The sequence below is a fragment of the Nostoc sp. PA-18-2419 genome (assembly GCF_005869855.1).
Lineage (GTDB): Bacteria > Cyanobacteriota > Cyanobacteriia > Cyanobacteriales > Nostocaceae > Nostoc.
The window spans coordinates 266,902-291,394 of sequence record NZ_SZNH01000005.1 but is presented as its reverse complement, the minus strand read 5'-3'; the positions used below and the strand labels follow the sequence as shown (position 1 = coordinate 291,394).

Below are 24,493 nucleotides of genomic sequence, written 5' to 3'. Positions count from 1 at the left end.
AACAAGGAGAACGCAAAGAAAGTTAAGAAAAGTAGATCAGGTTCACATCGCAAAGTCAATGAAGCTGACAATATAGTTTTATCATCTAACGAACAGACGCATACAACTAAAGCAATTAATATAGATGGTCTGCGTCCAATCGATCCAAGTAACTTTGAAATTGAGGAAATAGTTAATATAGATGGTCCGCGGCCAATTGCAAAGGATGAAAATAATTCTGGTCGCACAATTGATATAGATGGTCATCGCCCGATCGCTAAAAGTCCTTTTGCGGATAATGAAATGCTAAACGAAGATGGTCAACGTCCTATTGACCATAGTGATTTAGAGGTTGAGGAAATTCTTGATATAGACGGTYAACGCCCAATTGCTAAGAGTAAATTTACAGTTAAAGATACTCTAGAGATAGATGGTAGCCGCCCAATAGTTTCAAATAATGCTGTTGAGTCGGAAATACCAACGGATTATGTAGACTAAAATTACGAGTCTTCTTGATACTCGAAAGTGATGAAGATAAAACAAGAGGACGCACTAATATATAATTGTCATAGGCTTACTATAGTAAAATTATTAAAGTCAAAATTGATGATTTTGCTATAGTTAACATGTATTACTAATTGGTAGGGCTTGATAAAGTGCGATCGCTCAATCAATCATATTCCTAAAGTTTCAACAATGTAATAGTCTTGGTGACTGGTTTATTAACCATAGCAACAAACCGAAGTAAACGCTTAGGATAATCTAGGCGCTGGCCATCAGTACAACTGTCTTAGCGCCAAGGAGCAAAGAATCTGGTCATAGCTGATACTATTGGCAAACCTTGTAATTAACCCCAAAAGTGTGAAAATTGCAAGTAAACCTTGTAGCTATTTGAAGTCCAGATTTCAGCTATCACTATGAAATTCCATATTACCGAGCAAACACCAAAGTTATTAAAACTGCAACTCAAGCCACAAGCCACATTCTACTGGCTATTTGGCGGAATCTTTATCATCGGAGGCGTTTTTTTAATAGCTGCACTGGGCAAAGCTACTAGTTTTAGTTGTAGCAGAGTTGGAGAAGAGGCAAACATTTGTCAACTAACTACTAAAAATCTTCTAACTACTCAAACTCAAAGCTGGCATTTTCAAGAGATCGTAGAAGCAAAATTAGACACTACCACTACTGATGCATGGGGTAGTTATCCTTTTGTACTTCAGACAACTCATGGTTCAGTGTTAATAAATTTGCTAAATGCAGATAGTACTAAAAAAGAAGCTAAAGCGGCACAAATCAATACATTTCTTAAAATTCCACAAGAACAAAACCTGACAATTGGTGAAGATAGTCGTTTGTGGACTTATCCTCTAGGCTTACTCATGATTGCGGTTGGTGCTGTTTGTATTGCTTCTATACTCAGAAATAAAAAAATTATTTGTGTTGTTGATAAAACTGTTGGCAAAATAACTATTGAACGTCAATCTTGGTTGGGTAATCAAATTCTTGAAGCAAAGCTTTCAGAAATTGTAACAATTGAGCTTAATTCATTTGAGTTTGATAACATATTAAGTTATAATATTCGCTTAATTTTAGCAGATAATCATCATATTGATTTAGCCACAGCCTCCATATTTACTGCTACAACTGCAAATCAAATCAAAGAGACGCTCACCAGTTTTATCAATCTCTAAATTAAAGTCTCCAGCGAGGCTCTTAACTCAGCACTTTCAATAGCTATTCTCGCCTAACAAATAATTGTTGACCATTGTTTGCCGCCTTTATGAGTAACTCCCCGACTTCTTCATCTGTAGTTTGGAGAAAGTCTTCGTACCAAAGACCAACGCTGTAGAAAGGGTTGGGTGTAGAGATACAAGCAACTTGGTCTACTTCAGGTTCTAACTGTTGGCAAGTTTCAGATGCCGCTACAGGCACAGCAATTACAATCATAGCTGGTTGTTGTTTCTCCACAGCTATAATAGCAGCCCACATAGTTGCACCTGTTGCCAAACCATCATCTACTAAGATGATCGTGCGCCCCTGTAAATCTCTTAAAGGGCGCTCGCCTTGATAAACCTGTTCCCGGCGCTCTAACTCTCGTTCTTCTTGTACGGCTACCTTGGCAATTACTTCATCGGAGATATTCATCAGCTTGATAACATGTTTATTGAGTATCCGCACGCCATGAGGAGCGATCGCTCCCATTGCTAGTTCTTCTTGATCGGGTACACCCAATTTACGTACCACCAAAACATCTAAGGGAGCATTTAATGCCTTAGCAACCTCAAAAGCAACGGGTATGCCACCTCTTGGTAGCCCTAAAACCAAGACATCTGAGCGATTAGCATAAGCAGCTAACTCTTTAGCCAATAGTTGACCTGCAAATCTCCGGTCTTTGAATAGCATAGTGCAACACTCCTAATAAAATTATCAAAATTTTAAATATTTACAGGCGTTCTTATTTTTAATGCATGACTTTTTATAATCGGACGTTCTGAGCCGATCTTAGAAAGCTAAAAATGCAGTGTCCTCTGACTAACGAAGCGACATCTTCAATCTATTGTTCTATCAAAAGGACGACTTGTACTATTTCTAAAAATCTTGATAACTAATAAATTGGTTGTAAGGACAGCTTTATACCCCTACCTATGTATAGATTTCAGGTATTTCGTGAAATACATCAACGGATGGAAGAATATATTTTTATTTAAAGTTACAAATTAAAATGTACGGCTAGCTATGCCTGTGACAAATTGGTATAAGTTTTCTCCCACTTGTGAATATTCGTTGTCAGAGGTATACTGAGTATATATTATAACTAAATGAATCAGAATTATCTAATTAATACCAGATGTAAAAATCTATAGATGATAAAGTAACCATGCAACTGCTAATTCTGAGCTTCTCCCATTTTGTTTGCCATAAAGTGTTATGTCATGTCCGGCAAATTACTTATGATATGTCATGGCGAGTGCAACCAAGTGAAGCAATTACAAGACTTCTCTGATTGTTTCACTTCGTATCCTACGGGAACGGCACTGGCGAAAGCAATTGACTTGTGTTCAACCGGACATGATATTAAATGTTGTCTTCACATTAACCCTCAGTTGTAAATCTATAATCATTGACAATATTCTGATTTGTTAAAGCAAGTATAAAATTATGCTAAATTTTACAGACAAAATGTTATACCAAGTATTGTGTAACACTTTGAGGTAAAAACTAGTAGAGTACAATAACTGAATAATGCTCAGCTATTTTTGATATCAAAGCAGGGTTTTTATAAATGAGCAACTTAACTAGTTCGGAAAACACTATAGTTAGTAGCACAGCAGCTATTAAGAGGCTGGCAAGGGCGATGATGGTTTCTGCTGGAGAGTTTTCATTGATATTAGCATGTTGCAATTGTCTTGAAAGACAGCAACAGATGATAAATCTGTTAACAGAATTCTCCTCAGCAGACATCGAGCAAATCCTGCTTACGCCCGCAGCCGAATCATTGTATACAATTATTACAAATACAATTGGTGCTACTCAACCCGAAGCTTTGATAGTACGAGGTTTAGAATCTGTAGTGGCAATTAATCAACTAATCATCAGTACTAACATTATGCGAGATCAGTTTCGCAAACAGTTTCACTTTCCCTTTGTATTGTGGGTAAATGATGAAATTCTGTGCAAGCTAGTTTGGCTAGCACCTGATTTCAAAGACTGGGCGTCTACTACTATTAGATTTGATTTACCTAATAATCAATTAGTTGAACCGGAACAGCAAGCGATTAGCGCCTAAGCAAGACATTTTGGATTTTAGATTTTAGCTTAGAAATAGTTTGAATTTGTCTGGCTTAGTGTGAATGCAACTGTCACAATAATTTTTCAGCCTTGCTGATTGATCGAAGAATTTTGTCTGACGCGTAGGCGAAGTAATGTGCCCTTGGAGTTTTGTACCAATACGGTTTAGTTAAAGGCTGTACAAAATTGCGGGTTTTCGAGACGCCATAAATCGCCGTCTCTACAAGCGTTTTGGTCTTATGTGAACTGTATTGGATTTTGTAAGCTGTTGTCCCTACAAGTTGCACTAGGTAAAATCTAGCTCAGGAACAAACAATCATTACACTAGCGTCTGTCTTTATATCTGCTTCAAAAGACAAATACTAAACTTATCCCAACTTAGTGAAGTGTCTGGGATTATATAGTTTCTTGTCCTGAGTCGCTAGATATTATTTCTTAGTTTTATAACTATTGACTAATAGCACTGTATTAGTATGAAACTCATGGCAAAATTTTATGTTAGCACCAATCAAGCACGAATTTTCACGGCTTTGATTTTGACTGGGATTTTATCTGTGACTAGCGGTTTAACATTGAGCAAAGATGCCGCAGCGGCTTCTGCAAACTTGTTACTAGAAACAAGCACTGATGTTTCTAAAGACAACATTAAATCAAATCGCTTGCCGCGTCCAGTAGCTAACGCAGTGCTGCAAGATTTAGCCCGCAGACAGGGAATTTCGACTAGAGAACTGAAAATTACAAACTATAATCAGCAGACTTGGCGCAACGGTTGCTTGGAATTACCTCAAGCGGATGAAATCTGCACCGAAGCCTTAGTTCCTGGTTGGCGGGTTGTAGTATCTGATGGCAAACAAAATTGGATTTATCATACCAATAGCAACGGGCGATCGCTACGTTTAGCTTCGGCAAATACTCCCTCAGACAAATTACCTGCATCAGTAAAAAATGCTGTTTTGCAAGCTGCATCTAGACAGCTGCAACAACCGATTTCTCGGCTAACGATTGTTGAGTTTCAACAGCAAACTTGGAGAGATGGCTGTTTAGAATTACCTAACGCTGATGAATTCTGTACCCAAGCTTTGGTACCAGGCTGGCGGGTAGTGGTTGGTGGAGGCGAACAAACCTTGGTTTATCACACTAATCGAACAGGTTCGATAGTTAAGCTCAATCAAAAGCCGAACCAAAGTACACTGACACCTGTACCAATTCCAGTTAGCGAGTTACCACCGCCCTTGGATCGAGATATAGTATTTCGGCAAATCTCCACTGGTGGCTTTACTGGTAGAACCTACGAGACTGTTTTACTCAAAGATGGGCGATTGATTCGCGTGCGGATTGGTGATGCTAATGATTCCGAGCGTAGTGTTCGCCGTGTTTCTTTGCAACAGGTACAACGATTTTTGCGATCGCTAGAACGCTATAAATTTACTCAATTCCAGAATCTCAGTTACCCAGTACCCAGCGGTGCTGCTGACTATATCACCTACACTCTCACTAGCCAAAAGAATACGGTTCAGTACAACGATATTTCTCAAGATAACCTGCCAAACGATTTACAAGGAGTAGTTAAAGCCTGGAATCGGGTTACAGCTAGCGCTCAATGATGAATAGGGATTGGGGATTAGGGACTGGGGAACTTGAGTGCCTCAGTTCCTTTTACTAGCGATTGTTTTAGAGCATACAATCAAAACGATAATTCGATTGTACCTGTGGTAGATGATGAAAAGGTTAGTAAAGTGGTGTGTTGGGTTTGATTGTTGGTGGAATATTCGCCAAAGTCGAAAGTCGGGGTTATTTTTCGTCATGGTTACCTTGAGTGTGGTAACTACGCTGATATTATCGTTGCCCTTAAATGCTCAAACTATTTCTCAGAGATTACCTGCGTCTGAGTTAAGGGGAGTGTGGTTAACAAATATTGATAGTGATGTGTTATTTGAGCGCGATCGCCTCAAGGGATCTTTGCAACGCCTTGATGAACTCAATTTTAACACCGTGTATCCGGCAGTTTGGAATTGGGGGTATACATTGTATCCTAGCAAAGTTGCAGCCAAAGTAATTGGGCGAGCGATCGACCCTACACCTGGACTGCAAGGGCGAGATATTCTCAAAGAAATTGTCAATGTGGGGCATCAACAAGGGTTAACAGTGATTCCCTGGCTTGAATTTGGCTTTATGGCTCCAGCTGATTCTTTATTAGCTAAAAATCGTCCTCAGTGGCTCACCAGTCGCAGCGATGGGACGCGGATTGTTAAAGAAGGCATACATAACCGCGTTTGGCTAAATCCTTTTCGCCCAGAAGTACAACAATTCATTCAAGATTTAATCATTGAAATCATCAGAAACTACGATATTGACGGCATTCAATTTGATGACCATTTCGGTTTACCATCTATATTGGGATACGATACTTACACAGTGGCACTTTATAAAAAAGAACATCGAGGCAAAGCGCCCCCAAAAAATCCACAAGATCCAGAATGGGTAAGCTGGAGAGCAAACAAAATCACCGACTTTACAAAGCGGGTATTTAAAGCTATCAAAGCCACTAAAAAAGATTGCCTCGTTTCTGTGGCACCAAATCCTCAGCGTTTCTCCTACGACTTCTTTTTAGCAGACTGGCAGAAATGGGAACGGCTAGGAATCATCGAAGACTTGGTATTGCAGATATATCGAGATGATTTGAATGTTTTTATTAGTGAATTAGAGTATCCAGAAGTCAAAGCTGCTAAAAAACATATTCCAGTAAGTATTGGTATTATGGTTGGTTTGAAAAACAAATTTGTGCCGATGCAAAAAATACAGACACAAGTGCAAAAAGTACGCGATCGCAATTTTGCCGGAGTCTCTTTCTTTTTCTACGAAACCCTCTGGAATATGAGCAAAGAAAAGCCCCAACAACGCCAGATTGGGTTACAGGAACTCTTCCCTACACCAACAACTTACCCGAATTTGCTAGCTGGCTGGAAACCCTCCAGTTGATTTTTCTAATAACTGCTAATTTCAAACTTTAGCTTGTTCAAAGTCCATCTATCTTTTGTTAAGAACCACTCTATTGCTGAAAACGTTCGACAGTGTGCTGAAATAGTTTAAAATATGCTTGCTGTAAAATAGTGATAGTCATCCTGGCACTTTAATTCAGATACAAAGCTTCTATTTTTAATAAGAAATTATCTTATTAAGCTCTGCTCATCCGAATCTTAGTACCATTCGACTCAGAGTACTATCCTATACCCAAACGTCCAGCCAAGCCGGGAGTTAGGGGTAACAGTGTAGTAATCATTAAGAATAAAGCCAAAAGACCTAAAGCGGCTCTGGCATCATCAGGTTCACTTATTTCATTCAAGCTGGGGCGTTCTAAATCTCGTTGCAACAAGAAAATCACGATCGCCCAGTACATAGCCAGAACATTACCAAGAGACACTAACACTAGTAAAATTAAAGTTGCCACAGTTGCGCGTCCAGCGGTTTTGCGTCCATAAATTGCTTGGACAATGCGACCACCATCTAGTTGTCCTGCGGGCATTAAGTTCAAAGCGGTAATTACTAACCCCAACCAACCAATTACCACTAAGGGATGAACACTTACCAAAGATGACTGCAAGGCAGAACCAAGCACAACTCGCGCCAAGCTTCCCACTAAAATCGACCCTTGGAAAAACTGATTTGGCAATTGAAATAAACTACCTGGGTGGGAAAGTAACAAGCCTGCAATCAGCATTACCAGAGAAACAATACCACCTGCGGCTGGGCCTGCCAAGGCGATATCAAATAATACCTTGCGGTTGGGTAATAGAGATTCAAAGCGAGTAATTGCACCAAAGGAGCCAATTTGCACAGCGGGTAGAAAGAACGGCCAGCTAAGGCGGATTTGGTGACGGCGAGCCAGTAACCAATGACCTATTTCGTGAGCTAGTAATATTGCAAATATGCCAGCACCTATGGGCAAAGCTTCTGTAAACCGTCCGGGATTGGCAAAGAAATCAAAATTCAGCAGTAATCCCCCAGCTTCTAAGTTTGTGGCAATTGTCGCTAGCAACAGAATACCTGCAAAAGCTTTTTGCGATAACCGCATCGGCTGCGGATCGTTGCGACTGGGTAGAACAATGACTACAGGCCTACCATCAGTATTTTCAACTAAAAACAAACGATAGCGATCGCTAAGCCGTTCTCGCAAACTTGCACTCAAACGGTTGTGAATTTCTTCTGGTTCTCCTCGCAAATTGCCTTTAAAAATCGCTCCATCTTGGTAGGGAATGGTTTCTGTGGCGAAAAATGTATCAATACCGAAAATGCTTTTAATTGCATTCAAGTCATCTTCTGGTATCGGTGGGATCTGCGGTTTGAGTTCTATTACTGCTGTTTGTGGGGAATTTTCTTCATTTGCGGATTCAACAGCAAGTCTTTGAGTTGCCCGTTGCTTGAGTATGGCATCTTGCCCAGCTTTGCGTAACTGGCTACCCAAGTAGATGTACAATCCAGCTGAAGTTACGACTAAGAACAATATACCTGCGATGTTGATGTAAATCCCTGCGGCAAACAATCCAAAAAACAGTAGCCACGGAGTCATCAACACCACCGACTGTAACCAGGCTAAGATTCCTAACTTTCCTAAAGGTCTGGCGCGATAAAAGCCCCAACCCAAAATGCCTAAAGCTACCGCTAGGATTACCGCCAGGATAGAAGTTTCTGATAAAGTAGACATCTCCAAACCTTTGCTATTGAGACTAAGCCAGAACAAGTCCGGTATTGCAGATACACTTATTAATGTATAACGTCGCCCGTCTTCTGCCCAATCTATCTAGTTTGGCGATGCACTTCATAAAGCGATCGCAATTTTAGAATATCCTGCCATTCTCGCTCTGTGAATGCTTGCGTGACTAATTCTATACCAAAGTACTGTTTTGCGGTCTCTGTCAGTGTATCCACAATCTTGACAATCCAACTATCCTGTTCTTCTGTGTTACAAAGCGAGGTATTCCAAGGAGCCGATTGTTCAAAGATTTTCTCAAATAAACCTTTGTCTGTAGATAAAATCATTGAGCCGTGTTGAAGAATAGTATTTCTTCCCTTGCGTTGGGCACTACCAATAAATTTACTTCCATCAGCTGTAACCAAGTCTGCCGCTGTTGCTGTATTAAAACAACTAGGATTGTGAATGTAACCCCGTGCAGCAGAACCATAATCTAATTCAACACCTAACCTTTGCCAGCCTAGGATCAGAAAGTTACAGATGTTTTCATAAGTACCCCAACTTTTTGCAGTACTAGCTGAGGTAATCAGAGCGTAAGTTAAGTCTCCTTGGTGGAGAACGGCTCTACCTCCGGTTGGCCGACGAACTAAATCGAGTGTTTGTCCTTGGTAAGTCAGATTATGCCACTGGGCAGGCCATTGTTTTTGCAGATGTCCCAAGGAGAGAGTATACGGACACCAGGTATAAAAACGCAAGGTAGGCGGATGCTGTCCGTTTTCACATTGGTTGAACAACCAAGCGTCAATCGCCATTTGTACTCCTCCTGATGTGTGAAGCATTGGGATCAAACGCCAGGTGGATGGTGAGGTTGCTAGTTTCATTTTTCAGCGTTGACAGAAAGCGGAATGATTTTGCTGGTTTTTGAGGGTGTTGCTGCAAGATAAGCTGTAAAACATTTAGTTTGCATATTCAGGTTGATGGGAAGATGGGGAGATAAGGAGATGGGGAGAGGAATTGAGCGACAATCCAAAATATGCAGTTTTTATGTGGAACAGCTGAGCAATTTGTCTGACGCAGAGCTGCAAAGAGGCACAAACTAATACCAATTTAAAAAAATAATGTGACAAATAGACGATTTGTAAAGACGCGATGCGTCGCGTCTTGAACTTGAAACAAGGATGTGTTGCAATCATTAATTTAATTGGTATAAGAGTTTAACAGGGCTTTATTTGAACTTTCATATTTCAATCCAAAATCTGTCTTGGAAAGTTTTCATATACGGAAGCCTGAGTTTTTGACTTTCGGCAAAATTGAAAATCTAAAATTCGCTAATCACAAAATCAAATAATTGATGCGCCATTTCTAATTTAGAACAAAGTGCAATTTCTACTTGATGTCCTTGGTTATCTAAAAATATCGCTTGATTACGATCGCTGCCAAAACCACTATCAGCCCGATCAATGGGATTAGCAACGATCGCATCTAATTTTTTATTCTGTAATTTTTCTAACGCTGAATTGACAATATTACCAGTTTGTGCAGCAAACCCAATTAATATCTGATGTGACTGTTTAAGTTCTGCTAATTGGGCAATTATATCGGGTACGGGTTCCAAGGGTAAAGCTTGGGGAAGCGATCGCTTGGATAATTTCTCTGTACTATAATCTCTGGGCTTAACATCTGCCACCGCTGCTGACATGACAATAATATCAGCGTTGGCTAGATATTCCAGCAGAGCGTGGTGCATTTGGTCTGCACTAATGACGGAAATTGCTTGCACTCCCAATGGTGCTTCCCAATTAGCTGGAGTGTGTACCAGAGTCACCCTTGCCCCTCGGTGGAGTGCTGCCTGGGATAACGCCAATCCCATTTTACCTGTGGAAGGATTGCCAATAAATCTCACCGGATCAAGATGCTCTCGCGTCCCGCCTGCACTAATTAGCACTCGTTTACCTACTAAATCTCGTTTGCCTTGGGTGTGTAACAGGGATTGGATATAAGCCAAAATTTCTGGAGGTTCTGCCATCCTACCAGCACCGACGCGATCACACGCTAATAAACCTGATGCTGTATTCATGCCATGATATCGGCTATCGATTGATAGTTGTTGCCAATTTCGTTGCACTGATAATTGTTCCCACATGTCCGTATTCATTGCTGGTGCTAACAGCACTGGACAAGTAGAAGCCAGCACAGTGTTTGTAAGTAAATTATCAGCCATACCGTAGGCTAACTTTGCTAATGTATTAGCCGTTAAGGGAGCAATTACTATAACGTCTGCCCATTCACCCAACTCAATATGCAAGGGGCGAGAGTAAGTTGGTTGCCAGAAATCATCATCTGTATATGCTTGATGACGAGACAGGGTTGCTACAGTTAGAGGCGTGATAAATTCTTGCGCCGAACGGGTGAGGATGACTCGCACTTCCACACCCGTTTGAAACAGCTTTGAAATCAGATCGCAGATTTTGTAGGCGGCGATACCGCCACCTATAGCAACTAAAACCCTGTTGAATTTTGGATTAGTCATAGTAAAAAGTTAGGAGGAAGTAGTAACTTAAGAGCAATTAGTTACTAATATTAATATCCAACTCCTAACGGACAAGGGTTAATCGCATCTCTACTGTCAACTACGCTTCATCGTAGGGTTCCAAGTCTAACAGATAAATATAGGGTTCCACTAACTCTGGACGCTGAAATGCGATCGCTCGCAGTAGATGCCAATCATTTAAACCCTCAAAAGCATTACTGTAGTTATCTAGTTCTAAACGTGTAGCTAACTGTTCTACATCTGCCGTAGTCATGGCAGCAATTTCTTTCCTGGAAATGCTTAGAGTTGTCATAATGCTTGCCCCTCCCTTATGCAGCATTCGCCTTCAGCATGGGTTAAGTTGCACTTAACGCAGCCACCCAATATATATTAATCATTAGAGGTCATTGATTTCGTAAAATTTTCCCGCATTTATACCATAATTTATAAAAAAATCGTAATCTTGACTAACTAATTGTATTCACTACGAAGTTGCGTAGCACCTTTAACGTTTGTGGATCTATTGCATGTCCAGTGTCAAATTCGTGATATTCTACTGCCACTCCTAAAGACTCTACAGTATCTCGCGCTTTCCACGCGGCTTTTAGGGGCACAACTTCATCATATCTACCGTGAGTAATTAAAATTGGGGGAATTCCACCTTTAACTGCTGTTAGTGCATCAGGATGTAAATACCCGCTCATGACAACTAAACCTGCTAGAGGCAATTTCGAACCGACATCTAAAGTCATTGCCCCACCTTGAGAAAATCCGCTCAAAATAGTCCGTGACAAAGGCACGCCAGTACTGCTTTCTAAAGATTGCAAAAAGTCTGTTAGCAGTTGCCGACTTTGTTTTAACCCTTGATACATATTCTCTCCCCTCAACTCATACCATGCCCTCCCTACAGAGGAATAGGGATGAGGAAAAGGTGCATTAGGTAATACAAACTGGTAATCACCTAAGTCGAGTAAAGGCAACAAAGATGCTACATCCTCAGCATTAGCACCCCAACCATGCAAAGTGACAATTAAACCTGCGGGCGGTTGAGAATTAGCTGTGGGGACACTAATAAATTGTAAAGACAGAGGTCTACTCCTAAAATTTTACTCTTTTAGTAGATCCTATCTCTTGAAGTAGACTTAAGTATTAGCAAGCAGATGCCACTTTGCCAGAAACATCCACCTTATTAGTTAAAGTTTTTACCAGGGTACTGGTTGACCAAGATGAAAAAAGCCACCACTAGGGCCATCGTCAGGGAGTATCGCTAACTCAACACCAGTTTTTGCTCCTTCTGCGATATCTATCATTGCGCCTTCACCGCCCAATTCAGTTTTCACCCAACCCGGATGAGCGCTATTAATTTTTACAGGAGTATTGCGTAACTCATGGGCTAGATGGATGGTGAAGGCGTTGACTGCTGCCTTAGAAGCATTGTAAGCAAATGGTTTAGAGTCATAAATTGGTGAACTGGGAGTAGCATGAAGTGTCAATGAGCCTTCGATACTAGACATATTGACAATTCGACCACTAGGACTTTTCAAAATTAACGGTAGCAGTACTTGAGTTAATTCCACTAAGCCAAAAAAGTTGGTGTTGAATGTCTGTCGAATAATGTCTATTGAAACAGAACTAGCATTACTGGTTAACCAGTCGCCATCCAAAAACACACCTGCATTATTAATCAAGATATCGAGTTTCCCAAAAGAGTCGCTAATCTGTTGAAAAGCAGACTGGATTTGAGTACTGTTAGTTACATCAACAGCGATCGCTTCAGCTGAAACTCCTTCATTATGCAAGTTACTGGCTGCCATTTTTGCTGCTTCTAAATTTCGGGCTGCGATCAAAATCGTCAATCCATGTTGTCCGAGTTGACGACTCATTTCCAATCCTATTCCCTTATTTGCCCCAGTAATCAAGGCTACTTTATTTTTGAGTTCGCTATTTCCCATCTTAGCCACTCCTATTGCTTTGACGATTTATGATGTATTTAAAAACACTATGTTTAAGCTTTGTTTAAATACTGGGCCAATCTTCACATGAAGTTCTAAGCAAGAAAACCTAGAAAAAGGCTAGGTTTTATTTATTAAACAGAGAAAAAAGGATGAACATGAGCGTCTTGACGTCTCAATCGAGTGATTAAAACTTTTATCTTTACGTCTTTGTGCCTCAGAAAGCGAGAATGTCTAAAAGCGAATGTATAAGACTAAATTTATACTTTTAATCTTTCTGTATATTTAGAGAATATACAAAAAGGACTGAAATGACTAAACAAATTTGGAATCCGACAATTCTCAATCAATAAGTTAGGCTACGTAGAAATCCTTGACCTTAATAGTTGAAGTGAATCAAGGCTTATGCAAAACTTGAGATCCTTTGCTTCACAATTTAGCATCTAAGGAATTGATTCATGGCGCATCTAGCACTGCTGAGTGTATCTAATAAAACTGGTTTAATTGACCTAGCCCGTAGCTTGGTTGAAGAATTCGACTTTGATTTAATCAGCAGTGGGGGAACAGCCCAAGCACTCAAAGATGCTGGACTCCCAGTTACCAAGGTTGCCGACTATACAGGTTCGCCAGAAATTTTAGGTGGTCGAGTTAAAACGCTGCATCCCCGAATTCACGGCGGAATTTTGGCACGGCGGGATGTTCCCCAAGATATTACAGATTTAGAAAATAACCAAATTCGCCCGATTGATTTAGTGGTAGTGAATCTTTATCCTTTTGAAGAGACTATTGCTAAACCAGGGGTGACATTACCTGAAGCCGTTGAACAGATTGATATTGGCGGCCCGGCAATGTTGCGTGCATCATCAAAAAACTTTACTCATTTGACTGTATTATGCGACCCGGCACAATATAACGAGTATTTAGAGGAATTGCGGCAAAATAACGGCGAAGCATCTTTAGAATTTCGCCAAAAGGCAGCTTTAAAAGGATTTTTGCACACTGCTAGCTATGACCAAGCGATCGCATCTTACCTCGCAGGCACACAAAACTACAACCTCAGCGGTACACAATTACAATCTCTGCGTTACGGTGAAAACCCCCACCAACCCGCCGCTTGGTATCAAACTGGTGCTACGCCAACGGGGTGGGCAGCAGCTACGAAACTCCAAGGCAAAGAACTGAGTTACAATAACTTGGTTGATTTAGAAGCTGCACGCCAAATTATTGCAGAATTTACTGATACACCAGCAGCGACGATTATTAAACATACAAATCCCTGTGGTACGGCGCTGGGAAGTACTATTTCACAAGCATATCAAAAAGCTTTTAACGCTGATTCTACTTCTGCCTTTGGTGGAATTGTGGCACTCAACCGTCCCATAGATGCACCTACAGCCAGTGAGTTGACTAAAACATTTCTAGAATGTGTGGTTGCACCAGGTTGTGAAGCGGATGCCCAAGAAATTTTAGGCAAAAAATCTAACGTGCGAGTTTTGATTTTACCAGATTTGAGCAGTGGAGCCAAAGAAACAGTAAAAGCGATCGCAGGTGGTTTCCTTGTGCAAACTAGCGATGACATAATCGCTGACACTAGTCAATGGCAAGTAGTCACTGAACGTCAACCCACTACTGACGAGTTAGCAGAATTGCTATTTGCTTGGAAGGTTTGCAAACATGTAAAATCGAATGCCATTGTTGTAACAAGCGATCGCACTACACTAGGAGTAGGTGCTGGTCAAATGAACCGCGTCGGCTCAGTGAAAATTGCCCTAGAACAAGCTGGGGAAAAAGCTAAAGGCGCAACTCTCGCCAGCGATGGATTCTTCCCCTTCGATGATTCAGTCAAAACAGCCGCAGCAGCCGGAATTACAGCTATTGTGCAACCAGGGGGAAGTGTGCGCGATCAAGATTCCATCAAAGCTGCTAATGACCTGGGTTTAGTTATGGTGTTGACTGGTGTACGTCACTTTTTACACTAACTTACTGGCTCTAATCTGGTGCAGTTTTAAAAGTGTCACTTAAAATACTTGCTCTTTGATGGAAGTAGTGATATCCTTCTTGTTGTGTGAGGAGCAAGTTAAAAGTAAAAAGCGCTTGAGGTGGCAACACGGCAACACTTCGGAGCGCTTTTTAATTTCCATCTAGAAATTGCATTGATTGTAGAATTTCAAAATTGTTATTCAATATACTTGCCTTTTTTTTGAAGTAGTGATATCTTTTAGTTGTGTGTGAGGAGCAAGTTAAGAATAAAAAGCGTTTGGGGTGGAAACACGGCAACACTCCCAAACGCTTTTTAATTTGTGTATAAAAATTAGATATTGGTGCAGTTTTGAAAGTGTCACTCACTACATTCGCTTTTTAATTCAGCAGTGATATCTTTTAGTTGTGTGAGGAGCAAGTTAAGAATGAAAGGCGTCTGGGGTGGAAACACGGCAACACTCCCAGGCGCTTTTTAATTAGTGATAGTCAACAATTAGTCATCAACTCCAAACGAAATAATTTATTTGTTGGAATTTCCTAACCCAAACTTACGTTTGTTAATCTTGCTGATTAGGTTAAAGTAAAGAGATATTTCCTAAGTAATTTACTAAATCATTTTGACTAAACAAATCTAACAGCGCCTCAGCTAACTCCTCTAGCTAAGCGATGGATAATCTACAAATCTGCTGTTCTTCTATCTCTGGCTCAATTGCATCTAACTGACGTGTTAGCTGACCCAAAATTATTTGTAACGCCTCCTGTTTCTTTCCTCATTGTTCTGTTTGTTGCAATTGTTTTTGTAGAATAAACTTCTTGCATAAATCAAAAAAGAACCCCAAAAAGCCTTTGAGTTAGGTCAAATATCTGGCTCTTAGAGGCTGGGGGAGGGTGTTAAGGGACTTTTGCAATAGGTCTATTATCTTAGTAAATCAGAGATTCTTGCATAATTTACTCGATGCAAATAACCATCTAGCAAAATCGGCTGGGCAGTTTTCGGCAAGATATTTACAGGTGTTATCGTAGAATAAAGTTTAATTATTTCTAAGTGGCTTAATTTATATATTGTTTGATAATATACTAATTGTGAAGTTTTGATTGAGAATGGTGTAAGATATCAGTTAATAAAAAAAGTTTCAAATTAATTACTATTGATTAATAACTAAATTATTATGCCAAACACTATTTCAATTACCGATTCTCTAGTTCCTAATCCTGTTCCGAAATCAGATATTATTCGTTTAGAAAATATATATAAAGTCTATGGCATTGGTGAAACTGAAGTCAAAGCACTGAACAATGTAAATTTAACTATCCACGAAGGCGAATATTGTTCGATTATGGGACCTTCGGGTTCTGGTAAATCCACAGCCATGAATATTATCGGCTGTTTAGACCGACCCACAGCCGGACATTATTACTTAGATAATATTGATGTAGCGCAAATGGATGATAAATCATTAGCACATATCCGCAACAAAAAGCTGGGGTTTGTCTTCCAACAATTCCATTTATTGTCCCAACTAACAGCGCTAGAAAATGTGATACTGCCGATGGTGTATGCTAATGTAAACCCAAAAGAAAGGCGCGATCGCGCTACAGAAGCGTTGATACGAGTCGGTTTAGCAAATCGCCTCAATAACAAACCAACTCAACTATCTGGGGGACAACAACAAAGAGTAGCGATCGCCCGTGCCATTGTCAACCGTCCTGTAGTACTTTTAGCCGATGAACCCACTGGCGCACTTGATTCGCGCACAACCCAAGAAGTCTTAGATATCTTTGGCGAACTTAATGCTACTGGAATCACTGTTGTTATGGTAACCCACGAACCAGAAGTTGCCCGTCAAACTCAGCGGATTATTTGGTTCCGTGATGGTCAAGTGGTAAACTCAAATCTGACTCCATCTGAATTAAGCCAGTTGGCTGTATCATAAATTTTTAATTTGCTGATTGCAAGATCTATCAATTTGTGTGCTGCAATGGTCGGTATGTCTGTTTGTTTAAAAATGATTCTACTGAATTTTATAAAAAACTTAGCTTTACTCAAACAGAAACTTGTATGGAGCAGGTACTTAGTAAATGGCTGGTGAATACATCATTAATAGATGGCTAAATAGCAAGCCTTATTGATTCGTAAAATATTGAAAAATAACATCCTGCACTTATTTAACAAGTGCAGGATGTTATTTTTCAAGGTTATAGATATGGATTTAGTCTAATTACAAACTTGAAGTTTTACCAGTTTGTGCTTGTGTCTCAATTGGCTTAACATCGGTATAACCCATTTCATCAGCTATTGTTCGGAACACCGAAATTTGCTCGTCAAAATCTAGTGCTTCAGTTTGCGAAAGCAAATCATTAATCGCTTGACTTGGCTTGTAGGTACCTGGTAAATCAACCACTTTATCACCCATAGCTACTGCCCAAGCATACCAAACTAATAGCTGGTTATTTTCTTTTATCGCCCCATAGGCACGAGAATATTCCGTATCTTTACGGTTAACAATATCCCGCATAATATTCAATTGCTCCTCATCGGATAAATCATAATATTTTCCTAGCAGAAGTGGTGCTAATTCAGGATCGGTAGCAGCAGGAGCAGCTGGAGTAACCGAATCACCCATTTTTTTATAAATCAAATAGAACCAAGCTAATTTTGCATCGGTATCTAAAGCGTTAAACTCATCTACCACTTTTTGAGTTTCACTACTTTGAGCTTGAGCAGTATTTTTATCGTAACTTGCACTCATAACTTGTCTCTAAATGTAGTTTAATAGACCAAATATAAGAGTTACCAAAGTCCTAGAATAAAATTCTACTATCGATAGAAAGAGTTATTATTTTTTGATAATTAAGTATTAATCTATCCTTTAATAGAGGTAAAAATCTCTCGTAAGGAAGTAATCAAATAGCAAATTACTTAGTTATACTTACCTCAAACAGCAAAAAAATTTACCTTAGGTTTTAATTATGCCAGATGAAATAAAAACCAATGTTAATGAAGCTCCTACCCATGATGCCCAATTAGCTGCGGACAGCATAGATAGTGGTGAAGAAGCAGCACCAAAGGTGGATTTTGACGCTGATTACGCAGCTGCTCAAAAATTGAGTGTTAGTGAAGTTGATCGCACAGGTAAGGGAGCAGCAGCAGCCGAAGCCGCAACTGGTCCTCAAAATAAAGTCCCTGAGGCAAAAGAAGTAAAAACCCAAGCGACGCAGTCAACTGGTAATCCAGATGATTACAAAGAGTTAGCTAAAGATGTTAAAAATTCTCAAACTGAGGGTGTGGCTAATGTCGATGATGAGTTAGTAGAACAGGCTTTAGAAAAAGGTCAATCAAAATAAATTTTCTCCAGCTTTTGAGAGTCGATAGTCAATAGTAAAATTTATACTATGGACTTTTGACATAAAAATTCAGCAATCAGGAGCGGAGCCGGAGACGCCGCACGGCTAGGCGTCAGAATTAGGTATTAATAGACAGTTTAGTAGAACTAATGTATTTATTAATCACAAGTTTTCCTAATTCTTCAACTATTCTGGCTCCTGAATTTCACCTTTTAATTATTAATTAAGTATACTAGTTTGAGATTTTTGAGTAAGAATCTAATCCTGTAAAAATTGCAAATTATTATATATATTACGAAGTTCATACAAAAGGAATAAGTTGCAATTGCATGTAATTTGCACGTATTTTGGTGTTGGCTGTTAGTAGTTGACAATTAAGAGCAGGGTCAAGAAAGTTAGAAAGTGACTATGCAATTTATCAAAAATTTACCACTGTTCTAGAGCGATCGCTATTGCTTGTTGCAAATCTGGAGTTAGTGCAAAGTTATATGCTAACTGCCGCAATTGTTGATGTGCAGCTTCTTTATCCAGATTTTTCAGTGCGGCGATCGCATGTAGTCTCACTGATGCATTAGAATCAGCTAGCAGCCAAATTAATGGTTGAATTGCCTGGATTTTTCCTAACTGTCCTAAAGATAGGGCGATCGCACTTTTAATATTGGCAATTTTTGTAGCTGGATGCGGCGATCGCAATATTTGTAATAAAATTTCTGCGGCTAGTGTTGTTAGTTGCGGCTTTTGCACTCGCCCTAAAACTGTGACAATTTCTTGCCACACTGTTTGCAATCTACTTTGATGAAATATTGTTTGTAAATATGCCAAACTCGATGGTGTCTCCATCCAACTTAAAGCCCGGATAGTTTCTAATTGCAACTTTATTGGTATCTGGGATGACAACAAATCAAATAAGTGTTTGGCAGCTTCATCGCAACCCATTCGAGAAAGGCTGACGACTGCTGCACAACAAACATCTAGGTTAATGTCGTATAACTTGGGTTGCAGTCTGGTGACTAAATCTAATGTTTGGCACAAGTCCGGGCGAAAGCCTAAACCAACTACTGCTGCACGTCTAACTATAGCAGCTAGATCATCCAAAGCATTTAACAACACTAGTGGTACGCGTTCGTCCTGAAAACTGCTTAGGGCTTCTATTGCAGCGGTGCGAATTTCAGCTTGCGGATCTTGGACTACACTCAACAACGGTAGAATAATTTCTGTTTGGGAAATATAACAAAGCGATCGCACTGCTAAAAGTCGTGTCTCTGGATCTGCTAAAAGTTGAGTTAGCGAACTAATAGCAACACTACCCATTTGACCCAATGCTGTAGTTGCGATCGCTTTGAGTTCTTCATCCTCATCGGTTTTCAATAATTCTACTAAAGCTACGATGGCATCTGGGTGCTGAAATTCCCCCAAACTCCGTGCTGCATACCAACGTAATTCTTCCTCTGTATCTTCATCTTTTAATATTTCAATCAGTGGTGGGATAGCAATATTTCCCAAATGAGTTAATATTTTAGTCATTTCCCAGCGTTGCTGAAAATCCCCCATCTTTAACATTGAAAGGGTTAATTTCAGCAGATATTCTCGATTTTTAATTATCTCTGGATGCTCAAGGTCTGCCCCGGAAATTAATTGTTGTAAATATTGAATTAGTGATGACCAATCAGCTGCATCATGTGCTGTTTGGGCTTGCGCCAAAAGCTGGTTGATATGATTCACGATTCTTTAAATTGTTTAACTTGGCTTGACTTCAACTGAACTATTCTCTATTTTGACGGCATAAGTTTTCAGCGCTTCTGTTGCTGGGCCTTTTTGCACTTTCCCATCAATACTATATTCCGAACCATGACAGGGACAGACGAATTTTTTGGCATCAGCTTTCCATCCCACCGTACAACCTGCGTGAGTACAAGTAGGGTTAACAGCAGTCAGATTTGCAGATTTAGATGTGCCGATTACCAACACAGGACCAGCAGGTGAGTTTTTCGCCAGCAATTGACCTGTTTTATCTAAATCTGCTGATGTACCTATTGTTTGCCAATCGGTTGATGCTGACTTGGTGCCAGCAGAACAAGCTGCGATCGCTACAGGTAGAGAACTCGCTAGCCAACCTAAACCTACCCAATTAATAAAATCACGACGTTTCATAACTGTTGAAATAATATCTAACGCTCAAAGCTTTTGAAAACAGATTTTTGACTCTGAATTAAACTATACCAGTCCTAAATAACCCCCAAGGACGACCACTAGGAAAATTTTTACAACTCAAATCGGATTGCTATATCGTAATCCAAAATCGCTTCAGTTATCTCAAATACCCTTTATGCAAGGGCTTGGCGTTACTTACTGGGAAATTTGATGCAAAACATGCATATATTTAATACATTTTCTGCATTTTTACTGAAAAACCGTAACATATTATACGATTTTAACAAAAATCTCACCTTAAGTTATGAGAATCGAAATTGTTACACGAACAATATCTAAACCTACTTGACAAATTCCCAAGATATCAATGACGACAAATTTGCCCGAACTAACCACGGATTTTAGGTTTTGCGTTGGATTGCTTTGGAGTATAAATAATCAGTCATAACCAAATATTAAGTTTTTCATCTCTAATCCTTGTAGACACAGCAAATGTTCAGACTACAAGTTGATTCATATTGGGCAATTAGCACAAATTTTCACGCTTATTAGTAATTTGCAACGAGAGTCAGCCTGATGACAGACATACCAACTACCACCAGCCTGAATAAATTCGAGAAATTCAAGGCAGAAAAAGATGGACTCGCCGTTAAGGCCGAGATAGAGAAATTTGCCGCCTTGGGCTGGGAAGCAATGGACGAAACAGACCGAGATCATCGACTCAAATGGCTGGGTGTATTTTTTCGCCCAGTCACCCCAGGCAAATTTATGATGCGGTTGCGGATGCCCAACGGTATTCTCACCAGTACTCAGATGCGTGTTTTAGCCCAAGTAGTGCAGCGTTACGGTGATGACGGTAATGCTGATATTACTACCAGACAGAATATTCAATTGCGGGGAATCAGAATTGGAGATTTACCAGATATCTTTAATAGATTTGACGCAGTTGGTTTAACCAGCGTCCAGTCAGGGATGGATAACGTCCGCAATATCACAGGTGACCCTGTGGCGGGGTTAGATGCAGACGAGTTATACGACACACGAGAGTTGGTACAGCAAATTCAAGATATGCTCACCAACAAAGGCCAAGGAAACCCGGAGTTTACCAATCTACCAAGGAAGTTTAACATTGCGATCGCTGGTGGAAGAGACAATTCAGTTCATGCAGAGATTAATGATTTAGCTTTCGTGCCAGCATTTAAGGAAGCAGGGGAGCAGGGGAGCAGGGGAGCAGGGGAGGAAAATTTCTCTCCTGCCCCTCCGCTCCTCTACTCCTGTGCCCATTCCGATCAAAAAATTTTTGGATTTAACGTTTTAGTCGGTGGCTTTTTCTCAGCCAAACGTTGTGAAGCGGCGATTCCTCTGAATGCTTGGGTAGCCCCAGAAGATGTGGTAGCTGTATGTAGAGCTGTTTTGCAAATTTATCGCGATCGCGGCTTACGTGCTAATCGGCAAAAATCCCGGATAATGTGGCTGATTGATGAATGGGGTTTAGAAAAGTTTCGGACTGAAGTAGAAAGCCGTTTGGGTAAATCATTGTTACTCGCAGCTGCAAAAGACGAAATCGACTGGGAAAAACGCGACCACATCGGGTTGTATAAACAAAAGCAACCAGGATTAAATTACGCAGGTTTGCATATTCCTGTTGGTCGGCTGTATGCCGATGATATGTTTGAAATTGCACGCTTAGCAGAAGTTTATGGTAGTGGCGAAATCCGTTTTACTGTCGAACAAAACATCGTTATCCCCAACATTGCCGACTCGCAATTAGCAATATTTTTAACAGAACCAATACTAGAAAGGTTTTCCATTAATCCAGATTTGTTAACGCGATCGCTAGTATCTTGCACAGGCGCACAATTTTGCAACTTTGCCCTCATCGAAACCAAAAACCGTGCCCTGGCAATGATTAAAGCCTTAGAATCAGAGTTAACCTTTAGCCATCCCGTGCGAATTCATTGGACTGGTTGCCCTAATTCCTGCGGACAACCCCAAGTTGCAGACATCGGTTTGATGGGAACTAAAACTCGCAAAAATGGCAAAACCCTCGAAGGCGTTGACATATATATGGGCGGCAAAGTTGGTAAAGATGCCCATCTTGGAACTTGCATTATTAAAGGCATACCCTGCGAAGACTTACAGCCAATATTGCAAGATTTACTCATCAAAAACTTTGGGGCAAAACTCAAGCAAGAAGCTTTAGTAGTTGGTAGTTAACTGGAGACACTTCGGGTAAGCTTCAGTGCATTGCTGGGGACTAGGAAATAAATATTTAAGAATACTTTGTTAGTGCCTAATACCCAATCCCCAATACCCAATAACTAAAGCTTTAAACTCCGTTAATGAGGCTTTGAACTGCATTAATGAGGCTTTGAACTGCATTAATGAGGCTTTGAACTGCATTAATGAGGCTTTGAACTGCATTAATGAGTATTTGAACTCCATTAATGAGTATTTGAACTCCGTTAATGAGGCTTTGAACTCTGTTAATGAGGCTTTGAACTCCATTAATGAGTATTTGAACTCCGTTTATGGAGTTAGGAATCTTCTCAGTCCCTAATCCCATCTCTCCTAGAAAGATAAATGCTAAAAAAATTATTTTCATTCAGCGATCGCTATCGCATCTTACATCAGACTTGGTTTGCTTTTTTTCTGACTTTTGTCTGTTGGTTTAATTTTGCTCCCTTCGCTACAACTATTGGTAAACAGCTTGATTTAGCGCCCGAACAAATCAAAACTTTGGCTATCTGTAACCTTGCTTTGACAATTCCGGCGCGGCTAATTATTGGGATGCTTTTGGATCGTTTCGGCCCGAGAATCACCTATGCAATGCTGCTGATGTTTGCGGCTGTTCCTTGTTTAGCGACAGCGCTAGCACAAGATTTTAATCAATTAGTCATCAGTCGTTTGCTGATGGGAATTGTCGGATCTGGGTTTGTCGTCGGTATTCGGATGGTGGCGGAATGGTTCCAGCCGAAGGAGATGGGAATTGCTCAAGGTATTTACGGCGGTTGGGGTAACTTTGGAGCTTTTGGTGCCGAGTTTGCTTTACCAATGATTGCAGTTTCTACTAGCTTTTTGGCTGGTGGTGCTTCTAATTGGCGATTAGCGATCGCTTTTACAGGAATTGTTGCCGCCATCTATGGTGTTATTTATTACAATAGCGTCCAAGATACACCCACTGGTAAAGTTTATAAGAAACCTCAGAAAAATGGAGCTTTAGAAGTAACCAGCATTAAAAGTTTTTGGGCGATGATTATCTCGAATTTCGGTTTAATTTTCGCCTTAAGTTTATTAGCTTGGCGTTTGGAACAAAAGAATATTCACTTCTTAACCTTGAGTCAAATGTATCTTGCTTGGTTGCTATTAGCAGGATTATTTATTTACCAAAGTTACAGAGCTTGGCAGGTAAACCAGGAACTTTTAACTGGCAAGAAAATTTACCCCCCAGCAGAACGCTTTCAATTTGGTCAAGTAGCGTTACTCGAATTTACTTACACAACTAACTTTGGTTCCGAACTTGCTGCCGTTTCCATGCTCCCAGCATTTTTTGAAAAAACCTTTGGTTTAGAACATGTTATAGCAGGCATGATTGCCGCAACCTATCCCTTTTTAAATTTAATTTCTCGCCCCAGTGGTGGCTTAATTTCTGATAAATTCGGCTCACGTAAATGGACAATGACAATTATCAGTGCAGGCATTGGTGTTGGCTACTTGATGGCACATTTTATTAGTAGTAACTGGCCAATTCCGCTGGCGATCGCAGTTACAATGTTCGCCGCTTACTTTGCCCAAGCCGGCTGCGGTGCAACCTATAGCATCGTACCCTTAATTAAGAAAGAAGCCACCGGACAAATTGCCGGCAATGTCGGAGCTTACGGTAATTTTGGCGGCGTACTTTACCTGACAATTTTTAGCTTAACTGACGCGCCAACGCTATTTAGCACAATGGGCTTAGCTGCTTTAGTCTGCGCTTTTATGTGTGCCTTTTTCCTCAAAGAACCGAAAAACTCCTTTGCTAATAATGAAAGTGAAATATCAGACACTTCGGCTACTATCTTCTTAACTGAAGAATAA

Annotated in this window: 20 protein-coding genes and 1 pseudogene; 10 read left to right on the top strand and 11 right to left on the bottom strand. The window is 40.3% G+C overall.

The genetic code is table 11. From position 1 onward, the window contains the following. Both FCR06_RS08140 and FCR06_RS08135 read left to right on the top strand, forming a co-directional pair. A partial coding sequence (locus FCR06_RS08140; protein WP_317616806.1) for a hypothetical protein occupies window positions 1-477 on the top strand: 477 nt, incomplete at its 5' end. Between the two features lie 419 nt (window positions 478-896). Further along, a complete protein-coding gene (locus tag FCR06_RS08135; RefSeq protein ID WP_138498404.1) occupies window positions 897-1,670 on the top strand; it encodes a hypothetical protein in 774 nt (257 codons plus the stop codon). 43 nt (window positions 1,671-1,713) lie between these two features. Here the strand turns inward: FCR06_RS08135 and FCR06_RS08130 are convergent, their stop codons facing one another. Then, on the bottom strand, window positions 1,714-2,382 hold the full coding sequence (locus FCR06_RS08130; protein ID WP_138498402.1) for a phosphoribosyltransferase: 669 nt from the start codon (window positions 2,380-2,382) through the stop codon (window positions 1,714-1,716). Between the two features lie 880 nt (window positions 2,383-3,262). Here FCR06_RS08130 and FCR06_RS08125 point away from each other — a divergent pair. The 3 genes from FCR06_RS08125 to FCR06_RS08115 all read left to right on the top strand — a co-directional run bounded on the left by FCR06_RS08125 (window position 3,263) and on the right by FCR06_RS08115 (window position 6,747). Next, window positions 3,263-3,766: a hypothetical protein gene (locus tag FCR06_RS08125; protein WP_138498400.1), complete on the top strand. Its 504-nt coding sequence runs from the start codon at window positions 3,263-3,265 to the stop codon at window positions 3,764-3,766. Window positions 3,767-4,241: 475 nt separating this feature from the next. Next, the gene (locus FCR06_RS08120) at window positions 4,242-5,372 is read left to right on the top strand and encodes a hypothetical protein (RefSeq protein WP_138498398.1); all 1,131 of its coding nucleotides are present in this window, start codon (window positions 4,242-4,244) and stop codon (window positions 5,370-5,372) included. Window positions 5,373-5,487: 115 nt separating this feature from the next. After that, on the top strand, window positions 5,488-6,747 hold the full coding sequence (locus FCR06_RS08115; protein ID WP_138498434.1) for a glycoside hydrolase family 10 protein: 1,260 nt from the start codon (window positions 5,488-5,490) through the stop codon (window positions 6,745-6,747). Window positions 6,748-6,988: 241 nt separating this feature from the next. Here the strand turns inward: FCR06_RS08115 and FCR06_RS08110 are convergent, their stop codons facing one another. The 6 genes from FCR06_RS08110 to FCR06_RS08085 all read right to left on the bottom strand — a co-directional run bounded on the left by FCR06_RS08110 (window position 6,989) and on the right by FCR06_RS08085 (window position 12,940). Further along, entirely contained in the window at window positions 6,989-8,470 is a 1,482-nt protein-coding gene (locus tag FCR06_RS08110) for a site-2 protease family protein (protein ID WP_138498396.1), read from the bottom strand. A 92-nt stretch (window positions 8,471-8,562) separates the two neighbouring features. After that, window positions 8,563-9,270 (bottom strand): lipoyl protein ligase domain-containing protein, encoded by a 708-nt coding sequence (locus FCR06_RS08105; protein WP_138498394.1) that lies wholly within the window; start codon window positions 9,268-9,270, stop codon window positions 8,563-8,565. A 506-nt stretch (window positions 9,271-9,776) separates the two neighbouring features. Further along, on the bottom strand, window positions 9,777-10,988 hold the full coding sequence (gene coaBC, locus FCR06_RS08100) for a bifunctional phosphopantothenoylcysteine decarboxylase/phosphopantothenate--cysteine ligase CoaBC (RefSeq protein WP_138498392.1): 1,212 nt from the start codon (window positions 10,986-10,988) through the stop codon (window positions 9,777-9,779). Between the two features lie 100 nt (window positions 10,989-11,088). After that, window positions 11,089-11,301: a DUF2555 domain-containing protein gene (locus FCR06_RS08095; RefSeq protein ID WP_138498390.1), complete on the bottom strand. Its 213-nt coding sequence runs from the start codon at window positions 11,299-11,301 to the stop codon at window positions 11,089-11,091. 154 nt (window positions 11,302-11,455) lie between these two features. Continuing rightward, window positions 11,456-12,076 carry an alpha/beta hydrolase gene (locus FCR06_RS08090; RefSeq protein WP_138498388.1) on the bottom strand — a complete coding sequence of 207 codons (621 nt, stop codon included), beginning with the start codon at window positions 12,074-12,076 and terminating at the stop codon, window positions 11,456-11,458. A gap of 114 nt (window positions 12,077-12,190) precedes the next feature. Next, a complete protein-coding gene (locus FCR06_RS08085) occupies window positions 12,191-12,940 on the bottom strand; it encodes an SDR family oxidoreductase (protein WP_138498386.1) in 750 nt (249 codons plus the stop codon). A gap of 458 nt (window positions 12,941-13,398) precedes the next feature. On the opposite strand from FCR06_RS08085, the gene purH reads away from it, so the two are divergent. Next, a complete protein-coding gene (gene purH / locus FCR06_RS08080) occupies window positions 13,399-14,919 on the top strand; it encodes a bifunctional phosphoribosylaminoimidazolecarboxamide formyltransferase/IMP cyclohydrolase (RefSeq protein WP_138498383.1) in 1,521 nt (506 codons plus the stop codon). 660 nt (window positions 14,920-15,579) lie between these two features. Here purH and FCR06_RS34575 read toward each other — a convergent pair. Next, a pseudogene (locus FCR06_RS34575) lies at window positions 15,580-15,678 on the bottom strand (hypothetical protein); the annotation flags it as partial. A 411-nt stretch (window positions 15,679-16,089) separates the two neighbouring features. Between FCR06_RS34575 and FCR06_RS08070 the strand changes: the two are divergent. Beyond that, window positions 16,090-16,854, top strand: a complete 765-nt coding sequence (locus tag FCR06_RS08070) for an ABC transporter ATP-binding protein (protein WP_138498381.1) — start codon at window positions 16,090-16,092, stop codon at window positions 16,852-16,854. A 285-nt stretch (window positions 16,855-17,139) separates the two neighbouring features. On the opposite strand, the gene FCR06_RS08065 is transcribed toward FCR06_RS08070, so the two are convergent. Next, on the bottom strand, window positions 17,140-17,670 hold the full coding sequence (locus FCR06_RS08065) for an orange carotenoid protein N-terminal domain-containing protein (RefSeq protein WP_138498379.1): 531 nt from the start codon (window positions 17,668-17,670) through the stop codon (window positions 17,140-17,142). Between the two features lie 220 nt (window positions 17,671-17,890). On the opposite strand from FCR06_RS08065, the gene FCR06_RS08060 reads away from it, so the two are divergent. Then, on the top strand, window positions 17,891-18,265 hold the full coding sequence (locus FCR06_RS08060) for a hypothetical protein (RefSeq protein WP_138498377.1): 375 nt from the start codon (window positions 17,891-17,893) through the stop codon (window positions 18,263-18,265). Window positions 18,266-18,691: 426 nt separating this feature from the next. On the opposite strand, the gene FCR06_RS08055 is transcribed toward FCR06_RS08060, so the two are convergent. Continuing rightward, window positions 18,692-19,990, bottom strand: a complete 1,299-nt coding sequence (locus tag FCR06_RS08055) for a HEAT repeat domain-containing protein (RefSeq protein ID WP_138498375.1) — start codon at window positions 19,988-19,990, stop codon at window positions 18,692-18,694. 12 nt (window positions 19,991-20,002) lie between these two features. Beyond that, on the bottom strand, window positions 20,003-20,416 hold the full coding sequence (locus FCR06_RS08050) for a ubiquinol-cytochrome c reductase iron-sulfur subunit (RefSeq protein ID WP_138498373.1): 414 nt from the start codon (window positions 20,414-20,416) through the stop codon (window positions 20,003-20,005). Between the two features lie 576 nt (window positions 20,417-20,992). On the opposite strand from FCR06_RS08050, the gene FCR06_RS08045 reads away from it, so the two are divergent. Together FCR06_RS08045 and FCR06_RS08035 are read left to right on the top strand one after the other, a co-directional pair. Next, a complete protein-coding gene (locus FCR06_RS08045; RefSeq protein WP_138498371.1) occupies window positions 20,993-22,633 on the top strand; it encodes a ferredoxin--nitrite reductase in 1,641 nt (546 codons plus the stop codon). A gap of 366 nt (window positions 22,634-22,999) precedes the next feature. Then, window positions 23,000-24,493, top strand: a complete 1,494-nt coding sequence (locus tag FCR06_RS08035) for a NarK family nitrate/nitrite MFS transporter (RefSeq protein WP_138498366.1) — start codon at window positions 23,000-23,002, stop codon at window positions 24,491-24,493.